This is a genomic window from Nocardia sp. XZ_19_369, from assembly GCF_015355715.1.
Taxonomy (GTDB): Bacteria; Actinomycetota; Actinomycetes; order Mycobacteriales; family Mycobacteriaceae; genus Nocardia.
In genome coordinates, this window is the sequence record NZ_JACVED010000016.1 from 38,328 (window position 1) to 50,266 (window position 11,939).

Annotated in this window: 17 protein-coding genes; all 17 read left to right on the forward strand. The window is 65.4% G+C overall.

Features of this window, described 5'->3' with window-relative positions; all coding sequences use genetic code 11:
- Positions 1-30: 30 nt before the first annotated feature.
- The 17 genes from IBX18_RS40730 to IBX18_RS40810 all read left to right on the forward strand — a co-directional run bounded on the left by IBX18_RS40730 (position 31) and on the right by IBX18_RS40810 (position 11,808).
- Positions 31-327: a hypothetical protein gene (locus IBX18_RS40730; protein WP_194838753.1), complete on the forward strand. Its 297-nt coding sequence runs from the start codon at positions 31-33 to the stop codon at positions 325-327.
- A complete protein-coding gene (locus IBX18_RS40735) occupies positions 327-605 on the forward strand; it encodes a hypothetical protein (protein WP_194838754.1) in 279 nt (92 codons plus the stop codon). Before IBX18_RS40730 ends, IBX18_RS40735 begins: the two co-directional genes overlap by 1 nt.
- Positions 606-616: 11 nt before the next feature.
- A complete protein-coding gene (locus IBX18_RS40740) occupies positions 617-1,045 on the forward strand; it encodes a hypothetical protein (RefSeq protein WP_194838755.1) in 429 nt (142 codons plus the stop codon).
- Between the two features lie 560 nt (positions 1,046-1,605).
- Complete coding sequence (locus IBX18_RS40745; RefSeq protein ID WP_194838756.1) at positions 1,606-2,028, forward strand: hypothetical protein; 423 nt, start codon at positions 1,606-1,608, stop codon at positions 2,026-2,028.
- Between the two features lie 247 nt (positions 2,029-2,275).
- The gene (locus IBX18_RS40750; RefSeq protein ID WP_194838757.1) at positions 2,276-2,695 is read left to right on the forward strand and encodes a hypothetical protein; all 420 of its coding nucleotides are present in this window, start codon (positions 2,276-2,278) and stop codon (positions 2,693-2,695) included.
- Positions 2,674-3,126 carry a hypothetical protein gene (locus IBX18_RS40755; RefSeq protein ID WP_194838758.1) on the forward strand — a complete coding sequence of 151 codons (453 nt, stop codon included), beginning with the start codon at positions 2,674-2,676 and terminating at the stop codon, positions 3,124-3,126. Before IBX18_RS40750 ends, IBX18_RS40755 begins: the two co-directional genes overlap by 22 nt.
- Positions 3,127-3,143: 17 nt before the next feature.
- Positions 3,144-3,716, forward strand: coding sequence for a hypothetical protein (locus tag IBX18_RS40760; RefSeq protein WP_194838759.1), 573 nt, complete (start codon positions 3,144-3,146; stop codon positions 3,714-3,716).
- Between the two features lie 52 nt (positions 3,717-3,768).
- Positions 3,769-5,001, forward strand: a complete 1,233-nt coding sequence (locus IBX18_RS40765) for a hypothetical protein (RefSeq protein ID WP_194838760.1) — start codon at positions 3,769-3,771, stop codon at positions 4,999-5,001.
- Positions 4,998-5,429 carry a hypothetical protein gene (locus tag IBX18_RS40770; protein WP_194838761.1) on the forward strand — a complete coding sequence of 144 codons (432 nt, stop codon included), beginning with the start codon at positions 4,998-5,000 and terminating at the stop codon, positions 5,427-5,429. Before IBX18_RS40765 ends, IBX18_RS40770 begins: the two co-directional genes overlap by 4 nt.
- Before the next feature lie 138 nt (positions 5,430-5,567).
- Positions 5,568-5,948 carry a YraN family protein gene (locus tag IBX18_RS40775; RefSeq protein WP_194838762.1) on the forward strand — a complete coding sequence of 127 codons (381 nt, stop codon included), beginning with the start codon at positions 5,568-5,570 and terminating at the stop codon, positions 5,946-5,948.
- Positions 5,948-7,456 (forward strand): YifB family Mg chelatase-like AAA ATPase, encoded by a 1,509-nt coding sequence (locus IBX18_RS40780; RefSeq protein WP_194838763.1) that lies wholly within the window; start codon positions 5,948-5,950, stop codon positions 7,454-7,456. Before IBX18_RS40775 ends, IBX18_RS40780 begins: the two co-directional genes overlap by 1 nt.
- Positions 7,457-7,539: 83 nt before the next feature.
- Positions 7,540-7,755: a hypothetical protein gene (locus IBX18_RS40785; RefSeq protein WP_194838764.1), complete on the forward strand. Its 216-nt coding sequence runs from the start codon at positions 7,540-7,542 to the stop codon at positions 7,753-7,755.
- Between the two features lie 123 nt (positions 7,756-7,878).
- The gene (locus tag IBX18_RS40790; RefSeq protein WP_194838765.1) at positions 7,879-9,660 is read left to right on the forward strand and encodes a ParB N-terminal domain-containing protein; all 1,782 of its coding nucleotides are present in this window, start codon (positions 7,879-7,881) and stop codon (positions 9,658-9,660) included.
- 116 nt (positions 9,661-9,776) lie between these two features.
- Positions 9,777-10,115 (forward strand): hypothetical protein, encoded by a 339-nt coding sequence (locus IBX18_RS40795; protein WP_194838766.1) that lies wholly within the window; start codon positions 9,777-9,779, stop codon positions 10,113-10,115.
- Positions 10,116-10,126: 11 nt separating this feature from the next.
- Positions 10,127-11,002 carry a bifunctional DNA primase/polymerase gene (locus IBX18_RS40800; protein ID WP_194838767.1) on the forward strand — a complete coding sequence of 292 codons (876 nt, stop codon included), beginning with the start codon at positions 10,127-10,129 and terminating at the stop codon, positions 11,000-11,002.
- 23 nt (positions 11,003-11,025) lie between these two features.
- Positions 11,026-11,313, forward strand: coding sequence for a hypothetical protein (locus tag IBX18_RS40805; RefSeq protein WP_194838768.1), 288 nt, complete (start codon positions 11,026-11,028; stop codon positions 11,311-11,313).
- Positions 11,314-11,370: 57 nt separating this feature from the next.
- Positions 11,371-11,808 carry a DUF3085 domain-containing protein gene (locus IBX18_RS40810; protein WP_194838769.1) on the forward strand — a complete coding sequence of 146 codons (438 nt, stop codon included), beginning with the start codon at positions 11,371-11,373 and terminating at the stop codon, positions 11,806-11,808.
- Positions 11,809-11,939: the final 131 nt, after the last annotated feature.

Below are 11,939 nucleotides of genomic sequence, written 5' to 3' on the forward strand. Positions count from 1 at the left end.
TTCACCACTCCGACGAGGGGGTATTTTGTCATGTCCGCAACAGATTCCGACGCCAGCTTGGCCGAGGCGTTCTACCGGGTTCGGCGCCGATTCGGCACACCGGTCGCCGAGGCGCACGCACGCGCCGAGGGCTATGCCTGGGGTTGGCAGGACGCGCGATCGGAACAGGGCGACAGCACGCAGGCCACCACGTTCGCGCATGCCTATGCGCTCTATCTCGCCGAATTCCTGACGCAGCAACGCTGTTTCGTCCATTCGGTCCCCCGAGCGTGGCAGGCATGGCTGCACGCCGGTGACGTAGCCGCCGAACTGGGCAGGTGCGCGTGATGAACCGAGTACCCACCTACGAGCAATGGACAACGGCCCTTACCGATCGCGGTGCGCTGCTGCTGTGTTTCGAGGCAGTCGGCTATGCCCGCGGGTACTGCGACGCCGCCGGCCTGGGCTCTGGTGATGCGATCGATTTCGGTCATTCCTTCGCCGTGCTCGTCGCCGCCCGCAGATCGCGTCCGTCCATCCAAGACGCCTGGCGGAACTGGCGAAACGGCAGACCCATCGGCCAGCTCAGCGGCCAGCGCGCTGCCGTCATCTCGGAGAGGTCGTGACCATGGTCCGGTTGACCCTGACCTCCGAGCCTAAGGCCGTCCGCGCGGCAATTCATCAATTTCTGTGGGCTGATCTCAGGTTCTTGTATTTCGATCCGGTCGAGCTCACAGACTGGGAGCAGTCGTGGATCGTTTTCCTCAAATCAGCCATCGAGCATGCAGCTACCGATCACCTGATTGTCCGCTCCGACACCGGAACCGAAGTAACACTTGTCCTCGACGACGACCGTGAAGACGCCCTGCTGCTAATCGATGCCCTCGACGCCGAGACCGGCGCCACGGTAGCCGTGTTCGTCTACACCGAACCGTTCCCGCCTCGGGCAGGACGCCCGCCAACGGTGCGCACTCTGGGCCACATCGCCGCCGACGCCGCGCACGCACTGCATACGGCGATCGCCGACCTCAACGGTGCCCTCACCGCCACCGGACGCGAAACCTGACCCGATGCGTTCGTGCCGGCTCGCCAGCAGGGGCGCTCTAGTACTCGCACGCATGGCATACGCGCGTGAGCGCCACTCGCGTTCGCCGCGCATCGCATCGCGATCACGCGTCTTCCGCGCTCGCTGCTTGAGATCTCGAGACCTTGGACGGTCTGGTCGGGCGTCTGCTCGCTCCCGAGGATCGGGAATGGCCCACCGACATCCTGGCCGGACTGCATAGCCGACCTACTTCTATGCCGGAATGCGTTGCACCGCTGGCGCTGTGGGTGCGAAGTTCGGCGTCGTTGCGGGAGGCGACCGCGACTCCCGTTGGCGCTGTCGTCGGTGCTGGCTCTCCACCGGCCACGGCGACATGGTCACTGATCGTTTCGTCGGCGACTTCGCCGCCCGGCGCGACCGTGCGCGAACTCAGCAACTGCGCCGCCGCCATCGCGCGCGCTGCCGTGAGCGCTGTGCGCACCGCATAACCAGCCATCGCCGCACCCTTCCCAGGGTGGGCGGACAGGCGCGCAAACCTACTACGGCCTCGGCACCACAGGCCCGAAAATAGTTAGGGGACAATGAAATTGACCGACAAAGACACGATCGATCCCCGCGACGCCGACGAACCGTTGCGCACAGCGCTCGACCACATCGCCTACCGTGTCCGCAACGCGGACAAGCTTCCCGACAAACGCGCCGCGGACCGGATGGTCCAGCACGCTCCACAGGCGATGCAGATCGCCGCCTACGCCACCGAGGTGCTGAACCTCTACTGGCGCGCGATCGACGAGGCGATAGCAACCGGACGACTGGCGTGCGGCGACGTCAAACAGATCCCACCCCTCGCCGAACAGCAAAGTCTGCTGGCGGACTGGGCGCTCACCCATGCCCGCGCCTACGAAGGCGACGGTCTTATCGACGATATCGACATCGTTCTCAGCACCCAACTCGGCCTCCTTCAACTCGGCATCGATCCGGCGGTGCTTCTTCCACCAAAATAGTTGAGAGACAGTCGAAATGGCCGATTACACCCGCCTCGGCCCCAGCATCTTCGGACCCCGCGGGTGGACGATCTGTTCGAGCGCCACCAGGGGATCGCCTCGCGAGCTCGCCAGATGGCCTTCGCCTGTGACGTACCGACGATCGCGGTCTTGGCCTGCGGGATCGATCGCGCGTTTTTGCAGCACAAGTCAGCTGATGCCGAGCCTTGCAGGGGCTTGGCTTTCGTGTGTCAGGAGGTGTTCTGTTATGGGCAAGCTGGGACGCGCCGCTGCCGCCGCGCACCGTGATGCCTGTGCGCTGGTCGATCTACGCCGGGACCTGAGCGAGGACGAGAAGCTGTTCGTACTCACTCATTATCAGGAATCGACCAGCACCACCCAAGCCACCGATGGGGCGTTCTTCACCCCACCGGGGTTGGCGCGCGACATGCGCCTCGAGGTCGTCGGCAACCGAATTCTGGATCTGGGGGCGGGAATCGGGCATTTGGCCTTCGCCTGCCGCAACCCATGGGGGCAGGTCAACGGCGATCCAGCCCGGGATCTGGTGTGTGTGGAGCGCAACCCGGAGTTCGTGCGTGTCGGGATGAAGGTCGTGCCCGAGCGAGCTGGTGGTGCGGGGATCTGCTGCGCGTGCACCGGCAACGAATGCGGCTGTTCGACACCGTGATCGCCAATCCGCCCTTTGGTGCCGTCGCCCGCACCGTTGATGGCCCCGGCTACCACGGTGCGCGGTTCGAATACCACGCGATCGCGGTGGCCAGCCAGGTGGCTCGTCACGGAGTGTTCTTGATCCCGCAGTCCTCGGCGCCGTTCCGTTATAGCGGTCGCCGCGCCATGGAGCACGACCAGGGCGACACCGAGTATCACCGTTTTCAGGCCGGTACCGGGATCGCCCTGCACGCCAACTGCGGCATCGACACCAGCTACTACCGCGACGACTGGCATCACACCCCGATCGCCACAGAGATCGTCACCTGCGATTTCACCGACACCGCCGTCACACACCGGCGTCGCTCACTCGCCACGGTCACCCAATCACCCACGCGTTCGCTCATCAGGGCTCCCCGGACCGAGCCGCGAGCTGACCCCCGACATTGAAGGGACTCCGATCTTTCATGCCCGCACCAGCTTTCACCCCCCAAGATCAGGCCAACACCGCCGCCCACGGAACCGCTTTCAACATCTTCGCTACTGACGACGCTCCGGTCCGGGGACGGGTGTTCGTTGACATGTCCGAGCACACGGTGCTCATCGACGGCCGCCGCGAGTCTCGCCCAGCGGTCGAGTTCCGGTTCTTCGGCCTCGTCGTCGATGGTCGCCCGCTGGGAAATCCGCGTTGCCGCACCGAATTTCACCCATTCTCGGCCGGGTCGGCCGCGATGGTCAGTCTCGGCGAACCCGGAGCGCTGCATCTGATCCTGGGCCAGCGCCTCACCGATATCGGCGACACCGCGACCACGCTGCTCACCGATCTGTTGACCGCGATCAGCGTCGAGTTCCTCACCGACTACGGGGTCGCGCGCTATCGCCATTGGGCCGCCGAACAGGTGCGCCTGCAGGCCAGCAGCCTCTACGAATCCGCGCGCGGCCTCGAACAGCGAATCAGACAGGTCAACGTGCAGGCACAGGCCGACGTCGACGCCTCCTACGCGCTGCTGGCCTCGATGAACCGCCCGCTGTCCGCCTAAACCCGCACCGTGCTCGAGCTTCCCCCAATCTGTGTTCCCGAGAGGAGTTTTCATGCTGATGCCCACTACTGTTCGTCACGCCGACCTCGGTGATCTGGTCGCGTTGCTCAACCGCCAGCAGGCCGCCAAGGTCGATGTCGTCGCCTCCGCGTCAGCGTTGCGATCCCGCGACGGACTGCTGGATTTGTCTGGTGTCGAGCCCATCCTCGACGAGCGCGGAGTCACCGATGTCGACGGACGCTATCGCCCGACCGCCGCCGCGGACTCCCACATCGGTACCAAACTCAAAATCCCTGTGGGCTACCTGAAGTGGCTACGCGAACAATCGCGCACCGACCTCTACGACGCCAACGTCAACGGTCTCCTCCACGGGTCGGGCCCGCTCACCGACGACGCCGGCGAACGGTCGTTTCTGTTGCGGCTGTTCACTTCCGGAGTTCCCGGTGAGCCGGGGGCGTTGCGGGCGTTCCTGTCGGATCGTTACGGGATCATCGACAACCTCGATGTGCTGACCGCGGTACTCGAGGGCATACGAGATGCCGACGCCGATGTGGAAGTGCGTTCGTGTGACCTGAGCGAGTCCAGCATGCACTGCAAGGTGTTCTCCCCCAAGGTCTCCGCGCTCGCGCCCGGATTCCTCGACAACTATCGCAACCCGTTCGACAACCCCGACCTCGACGTCGAACGCCGCCGCGTCGCCGGCGACATCGATCGCTGGCGCCGGGCAGCGGCCCGCGAAGGCCGCGGCTACACCCCCGGCAAGGAGCCAGTGGTCTTTGCCGGATTCCGGTTCTCCAACTCCGAAATCGGCCACCACGCGGTGACATTGAAACCGGAACTGTTCATCAGGATCTGCGGCAACGGGCTCACGCTGCCGATGTTCGCCTACACCAAGCGCCATCTGGGTGACAAGCTCGACACCGGCACGATCGGCGGCTGGTCCCAAGACACCTACCGCAAACGGCTCGCGGTGATCACCGCCGAAACACGCGACAAGGTCTCGGAATGGCTCACTCCGGCGTTCATCACCGCGCGTGTCGAGGAGCTCGAACACCACGCCGCGAAACCGGTTTCCAAGCCCGAGACCACCATCGAAGTCGTCGCCAAGACCCTCGGGTTCAACGACGACGAACGCGCCGGGGTCTTGTCACACTTCATCGCCGGTGGCCAACTCACCGCCGCCGGGATCGCCCACGCGGTCACCAGCTACAGCCAAACCGTGCCCGACCCCGACCGCGCCGACACACTCGACGACCTTGCCCTGCAAGCCATGGCGCTCGTATGAGCCACACATTCACCATCATTGGGCTCGTCACCCCGAAACAGCTGCTCATCGCCGCGGTGATACCTGGCTCGGCGACAGTACATACCCCCGATGTCAACGCCGACGAGCCGAATTCGCGGCCGTGGCACCGCGTCATCTCCGCACCCTCGGCTCGCCACGCCGAGGTCGCCGCGCGGTTTCTCCACGACCACGACATCGCCCTCGACACCGTCCCCGCCTGCGCGCTGACACTGAATTCCGCCGTGGTCGACATGTTCGAGACCACTCGAACAGTCGTTGCGCTGCGTCGCGATGACCAGCACATCCTGGTCTGGTTCGACACCGACCTCGATTTCCCTCTGGACGCCGACAGGCCCGATTGGACCTATCCCCTCGACGCCAGCGTGCTGATACTGCCACCAGGCGTGCCGATTCCCCTCGGCACCTGACCCCGGGTTGCGCACCGGCTCCCGCGCCTTCGGCTACCCCTTCGCCGCGACCCAACTTCCGCGGGCGCCTCCAGTGATGCCTCCAGCCGCCGCAGCGCCCGGCAACATTGCCCGCCTCACCGACAGGACAACGCCATCATGGACGACGAAGATCACGTAGAGCACTCCTCAGCCCCAGTTGCCGACCGACCCGAAATCGACCTCGCTGCGGACTACCTGCGCAGCCAGGGTCTCACCGTCGTGGCGACCAGGTGGCGATGCCGATACGGCGTGCTCGATGTGATCGCTGAGGGCACCGGCGTTCTGGTCTTCGCTGGCGTCCTCGCTATCAGCGGCACCGCTTCACCCGACCACATCGACATCATCTCGTACACGAGACGGCAACGTCTTCGTGCTCTGGCATTGTTCTGGCTGGCCGAGCAGGATGGCTCGCTCGGGGCGGCTCGCTTCGATGTCGTCTCGGTCCAGTCATCCGGCGACCAACCACCTGTCATCACCCATCACCGGGCGGTGTACTGATGACGATCGGAGTCGGGCGTTCCGTCCAGGTGACTGGTGTCAGCGGACAGGTCATCGAACTGTATGCCGATCTCAGTCACGGCTTGCCCTCGGTCACTGTCATCGGTGACGGGATGCTGCGCGAGTCGCGCGATCGCGTGCGCGCGGCCCTCACCAACTCCGGTGAACACTGGCCTGACTCGCGGGTCATCCTCGCTGCCTCGGCCCCCGTCGTCGAGCCCAGTGCCAGTCATGATCTGGCTCTGGCGGTAGGTGTGCTGGATGCGACTCGAGTGATTCCCGCCCAAGCCGATTCCGGGACAGTGTTTCTTGGTGAACTCTGCCTCGACGGGCGACTGCGTGGTGAGCGCGCGGTCCTTCCCGCCGTGGTGACCGCACGAGACAACAACTATCGCACCGTGGTCGTGCCCGAGGCCGCGCTGCCCCAGCTCGGGCTCGTCGAGGGCATCGAGATCGTCGGGGCCCGCGACCTTCGGGCGGTGCTGGCGTGGCTGCGCTACCAGCATCCCCTTGCCCAGCCCGGCCGCGTCGAACTGCGATACCCGCCCCCAGCAATCGATCTGGCACACGTCGCGGGCCAGCCCCACGCCAAGTGGGCACTCGAGGTCGCTGCGGCCGGTGGACATCACCTCGCGTTGGTCGGCTCGCCCGGTGTCGGTAAGACTCTGCTGGCACAATGCCTGCCAGCAATCCTGCCACCGTTGACCGATGCTCAGGCGCTCGAGGTTGCCGCGATCGCCTCCGCCGCCGGTGTGCTCGATCACCAACTGATCTCTCGAATGCCACCGTATATCGCGGCCCACCACTCCGCATCGGTGCCAGGGATGCTCGGTGGCGGATGGCGGTTGCTGCCTGGTGCAGTCAGCCGCGCCCATCACGGTGTGTTGTTCCTCGATGAGGTTACCGAGCTCGGCTCGAAGGTGTGCGAGGCATTGCGGACCCCGCTCGACTGCGGCCAGGTCCACCTCGGACGCGCGGGAACGACTGTGACCTATCCTGCGCGGTTCCAGCTGATCGCCGCAGCGAGCGAATGCGCGTGCGCCGCCCGCACCGACGGCGATTGCGTCTGCACTCCGGCGACACGCTTCCGCTACTGGAACCGTTTCACCAGTGCCTGGGCCGACCGGCTCGATATCTGGGTTCGGCTCTCCTCCAGCAGGTTGCAGCGCAATACCGCAGCGAACGAGACCAGCGCGGCCGTGCGTGAGCGAGTCACCGCAGCCCGCGACGCCGCCGCCCGTCGATGGTCTGAGCATGGCGTCACCACCAACGCCGAGGTGCCTGGAGAGGTTCTGCGCCATCGGTTCCCACTCCCGCCCGCTGTCGTCGCGCCGGTCGAGTCCGCACTACGCGCTGGCGGGATATCGACGCGCGGTGTCGACCGCGTCGTTCGTCTCGCCTGGACGTTGTGTGACCTGCGGGCAGGGTCGACACCTAACGCTCACGACATCACCGACGCCCTTCTGTTGCATCGACGCCCAGCCCTCACCGGCCCGGCCGACTCGTGACCGTCGCGACCGGGTGCAACCCGTCGTCGCTTGATCTGAATCCATTGGGCTCCAACGGCCCACCGACACAGGAGGTTTCCCGTATGGCTGAGACCATCACCCGCGACGAGTTCGAACTCGCCGAGCATCTCGGTGGCGCCGGAACGGCCGCGGCCCTCGGTGAGGCGACGGTGACCCGCTGGCGTGCCCAGCATCCGGACTGGCACGGCAAGCACTGGTCCTATACCGACCCCGACGCCCGCGGTGCCCGCCATCTGCGCCCGATCAACATCGCACCCCGGCCCAAGAACTCGCACTGATCAGCTCGCAGCAGCACCGCGTCGCTGATGCCCCAACGACCCACTCATATCCCGACCCAGGCAGGCCCCGGACAGTCCAAAGCTGTCCGGGGGCTGCCTGTTTCACGATAGGAGCCCTGTTCAATGCCGACCGACACCGACACACCCGAAGCTACCGCGGAGCTGGAATCCCTGACCAATTTCGACGCCATCCCCGACACCACCGCCACCCCGACAGCGGCCGAGAACACACCCGCCGCACCGGTCCCCAGCAAAGCCGGTTATCTCGATGACAAGGACCCTGCTGACCTTGTCATCGACGCCAACGTGCGCGAGAACTTCCGCCTCGAGGATTACCCCGACTACACCGAGTCGATCCGCGAACACGGTGTGAAAGAACCGATCTGGGTGATCCGGATGCCCGATGGCGTGCTGGTGGTGCGCAATGGCCACGTCCGCACTCTCACCGCATTGGCGTTCGAGCAGACCTCGGTGCCGGTGCGGGTGACCGAGTTCGACCCCACCGTCGATGCGAAGGAAGCCGAGATCCTCCGGATCTTCGACCAGATCACCTGTAACCAGCATATTCCGCTGACCGAAGGCGACGTCGCCGGAGCTGTCGCGTTGGCACTCGAACTCGGTGCCTCCCCGACCCGGATCGGGCGTGCGTTGCAGATGAAGCGCGACAAGGTCAAGCTCGTCGGCAAGATCGGTGCTTCGCGCACCGCACGCGGTCTGGTCGACGACAAGCAGCTCGATTTCGAACAGGCAGCGATCCTTGCCGAATACGAAACCGTGGGCGACACCGACGCGGTCGACCAACTGCTCAACGTCTCGCGAGGCCATTTCAGCTACACGGCCAAACGTATCGCCGCCGACCGCGAGGAGCAGCGCGCCTTCCTGGCCGCCGCACTGCCCTACGCCGAGGTCGGGTGCGGTGTGCTGTGCGGGGACTACCCTGACGGCAATCACGAGCTGGTGCCCGTGGCCGGTCTCGTCGATGGCGACGGTGCGGCGATCGGCGTCGAGCAGATCCAAGCCGACCCGGCGGGGTTGCTGGTGTGGGTCGAACTCGATGAACGCCAAGAGGTCGTGGAACGCGAAACCGGAGCGGTCGTCGACTACAACACAGTGGACTGGCAGACCGCCGGAAGCCCTGACCGCACACCACGCGACGGGTTGCGCCACGCAGACGAGGTCGAACGCCGCGACCGCTGGCTCGTCGAATACTGGCTGTCCGCCGAGCAACTCGACTCCCGTGGATGGTGGCAGCGCGGTGGCGACGACCACGGCGATCCCGTCGACGCCGAGGGATCCAGCCCCGCAGGTACGGACTCTGATGAGTCCGACGCTGAGACCGCCGCGCAAGCTCGCGCGGCGGCGCAGGCCAAGGCTGTTCAGGAGCGTGAGGAGAAGCGTCAGGCCAACCGGCGGGTGCGCGAGCTCAACAAGCAGGGCGTCGCTGCCAAGGAAGCCCGTATCGATTTCGTCGTCCGGTTCCTCAAGCGCAAAAACGCACCAACGCAGGCACCGAAGTTCATCGCCGAAGCCCTGGCAAAGAACTCCGATCTCCTCGGGGAGTACAACGCGTTGGAGAACGCTTTGAAGCTGCTTGAAATCGAGGGGGGCAGCTGGCGTCGCCACGAACTGCTCGAGGCGATCGAGTCCGCGAAACCTCAGCGGTGCATGGTCATCGTGTTGGCACTGGTGCTCGGGGCCTACGAGAAGCGCACCGGCAAAGACTGCTGGCGCTACTCCGACGCCGGAGTCAAGCACTACATGAGTTTCCTCGCCGAGATCGGCCACCATCTGGTCCCAGTCGAGCTCGCCGCCGCCGGCGAACTTGATCCCGAGCAGATCGACATCGACAACCCCGTCCGGACCATCGATCTGGACCAGGCCACCGAACTGGACACGGCCGCCTAACCGACAACCCACTGCGTCCAAGGTTGCTGCCGTTCACCGTTTCACGGTCAGACTGCGGGCCGCCGCCCCCTCGCGCGGCGGCCCGCGCGTCGTCTCGTCGGAGACAGGAGACCTCAATGAAGATCACCGAACACCCCGTAATCGACACCGTCACCAAAACGGACCGTGGATATCGCGCGCGGGCTTTGTGTTTGGTCGATGACCAGCCCGCCGACATCGTCGTCACCATCGACACCGCGCGACCGTCTCGATCGTGCTACCGCGTCGACCTCTACGACCGAATGCAGCTCGTCTGGAACCCGGTGTTGCGCGCCGACGGTGACGACTTCGCGCCCCCGCCCGCATCCGCTCACAACGAGCGCACACTGGCGGCATATCAGTCTCTGTTCAACCGGCTCCATGACACCGCCGAATGGATCGTGCGCACCGCACGCGACCTCGGCCCCCGTTGGTAGGTGGTGCACAGATGACCGTGACGGCAACAGAACCCGATCTCACCGAGCTCGACTCGCCGCGGGCCGCCGCACTCTCTGCCGCTGCCCGGGGGTGGCCGGTCTTCCCGCTGAGCCCCGGCAGGAAACAACCACCGATCTTCAAGAACTGGCCCTCGCAGGCGAGCACTGATCCCAGCCAGATCCAGCGGTGGTGGTCATGGAATCCGTCGTTCAACGTAGCGATCGCGACGGGTCCCGCCCGCCTGCACGTCATCGACCTCGACAGCGAACATCTACCGGAGCCAACACCCGACCTCACCCACGCTTTAGCCCAGTTGGCTGAGCATCTCCCCCAGCCAGCGCCACTGACCTTGACTGTTGCCACCCCTCATGGTTGGCATCTGTATTACCGGGCACCCCAGCAACCTCTTCCGTGCACGATCGGCCGCATCGCCATCGGCGTCGACTCCCGAGGACGCGGCGGCTACATCGTCGCTCCTGGTTCCCGCACCCCGGCAGGGATATACCAGGTCGTCCGCCCGCGTCCGATCGTGGAACTGTCCCCCGCTCTGATTACCGCATTGGCCCCGCCGCCACCGCCCACCATCTCCACTCGCGCTGTGGTGGGGAACGTCGGCTCGTATCTGGGCGCGATCTTGTCCGGTGAAGCCGACCGTGTCACCCATGCACGCCCCGGCACCCGTAACCTCGCACTCTTCGGGGCCGCGCTGCGACTGGGGCGGCTCATCGCCGCCGGCGAACTCTGCGAGCACACCGCCCGCACAGTGCTCACCCGGGCTGCCGAAATCCATGTGGGCATCGAAGGATTCACCGCCGGCGAGCTCGACCGGGCGGTGAGCAACGGATTCCGCTACGGCGCGAAACATCCACGCCGCCTCCACCATTGACCACTCCGGGGACAGGACTGTCTATGCCCGAATACAGCGTCTGCTGGCACATGGACCTCACGGCGAACACACCGGTGCTCGCCGCGACCGAAGCCCTCGAAATTCACCGTGACCCTGAGTCGTTGGCAACAGCGTTCCGCGTTCGTGATGAACACGGCTCCATCTATCACGTCGACCTCGGCGACGAGCGCCCTGTCCCCGTCGTGATCCATACACCGCCGTTAACTCCTCGCCGCTGGTGCGCCGCATGGTTTTCCGGCCGCCTCGTTGCTTGGGCCGCCGCACTCGACGCCACTCCACGTGTTGCCTAGGCCATCGCGCGGCATCTCACATCACTTCGAGTTCCGACCGAAAGGGAAGTAAAGCCGATGACATCGATCGAACTGTGGTTCCGACTGGCCGAGGTCGGTCCCATTGCCGAACATGCGATGACCGCACCTGAGCACACGTCGTGTCCCTTCGTGCCGGACGACGCACCCGCACGTCCTTGCTTGATTTGGGTCAAAGACGACGGCACCTATTTGCTGAGCAACGGCCGTCCCCGCCAGCTCGCCGACCCCACCCAGCCCGAAGGTATGGCCCAGGTGGCCTACGCCCAGGGCTGGGGACCAGGTACCGGCCCTGAAATCGGCGGCACCCCGGTCGGGGGCGACGACTTCGCCGAATACATCGACCTCACAGAGGATCTCGGCGACGACCAGCTCAGCAATCTGATCCACAAATACGCACTGCTCGACGGCTGGATGGTCTTTACCGTCAGGCCGGGGCAGTTCGACATCTCTTTCGAACCCTCGAATCCCAACTAGCGCACCGCCGCATCGGTACGCCCTCTCATCCCGCGCCCTTCAGCGTCCTGCGTTGCTACGCGGTCGAGACGCGGCAGCGGTTGTCGGCGGTTATTCCGCGCGGCGGTGAAACCGGTTTTCGCGCACGCCTT

What these genes read in the sequence shown, in the direction of transcription:
- IBX18_RS40735 (WP_194838754.1), top strand. Translation starts at nt 327, where the DNA reads ATGAACCGAGTACCCACCTACGAGCAATGGACAACGGCCCTTACCGAT.
- IBX18_RS40750 (WP_194838757.1), top strand. Translation starts at nt 2,276, where the DNA reads ATGGGCAAGCTGGGACGCGCCGCTGCCGCCGCGCACCGTGATGCCTGT.
- IBX18_RS40800 (WP_194838767.1), top strand. Translation starts at nt 10,127, where the DNA reads ATGACCGTGACGGCAACAGAACCCGATCTCACCGAGCTCGACTCGCCG.
- IBX18_RS40755 (WP_194838758.1), top strand. Translation starts at nt 2,674, where the DNA reads ATGCGGCTGTTCGACACCGTGATCGCCAATCCGCCCTTTGGTGCCGTC.
- IBX18_RS40770 (WP_194838761.1), top strand. Translation starts at nt 4,998, where the DNA reads ATGAGCCACACATTCACCATCATTGGGCTCGTCACCCCGAAACAGCTG.
- IBX18_RS40730 (WP_194838753.1), top strand. Translation starts at nt 31, where the DNA reads ATGTCCGCAACAGATTCCGACGCCAGCTTGGCCGAGGCGTTCTACCGG.
- IBX18_RS40785 (WP_194838764.1), top strand. Translation starts at nt 7,540, where the DNA reads ATGGCTGAGACCATCACCCGCGACGAGTTCGAACTCGCCGAGCATCTC.
- IBX18_RS40765 (WP_194838760.1), top strand. Translation starts at nt 3,769, where the DNA reads ATGCTGATGCCCACTACTGTTCGTCACGCCGACCTCGGTGATCTGGTC.
- IBX18_RS40810 (WP_194838769.1), top strand. Translation starts at nt 11,371, where the DNA reads ATGACATCGATCGAACTGTGGTTCCGACTGGCCGAGGTCGGTCCCATT.
- IBX18_RS40805 (WP_194838768.1), top strand. Translation starts at nt 11,026, where the DNA reads ATGCCCGAATACAGCGTCTGCTGGCACATGGACCTCACGGCGAACACA.
- IBX18_RS40775 (WP_194838762.1), top strand. Translation starts at nt 5,568, where the DNA reads ATGGACGACGAAGATCACGTAGAGCACTCCTCAGCCCCAGTTGCCGAC.
- IBX18_RS40760 (WP_194838759.1), top strand. Translation starts at nt 3,144, where the DNA reads ATGCCCGCACCAGCTTTCACCCCCCAAGATCAGGCCAACACCGCCGCC.
- IBX18_RS40795 (WP_194838766.1), top strand. Translation starts at nt 9,777, where the DNA reads ATGAAGATCACCGAACACCCCGTAATCGACACCGTCACCAAAACGGAC.
- IBX18_RS40745 (WP_194838756.1), top strand. Translation starts at nt 1,606, where the DNA reads ATGAAATTGACCGACAAAGACACGATCGATCCCCGCGACGCCGACGAA.
- IBX18_RS40780 (WP_194838763.1), top strand. Translation starts at nt 5,948, where the DNA reads ATGACGATCGGAGTCGGGCGTTCCGTCCAGGTGACTGGTGTCAGCGGA.
- IBX18_RS40790 (WP_194838765.1), top strand. Translation starts at nt 7,879, where the DNA reads ATGCCGACCGACACCGACACACCCGAAGCTACCGCGGAGCTGGAATCC.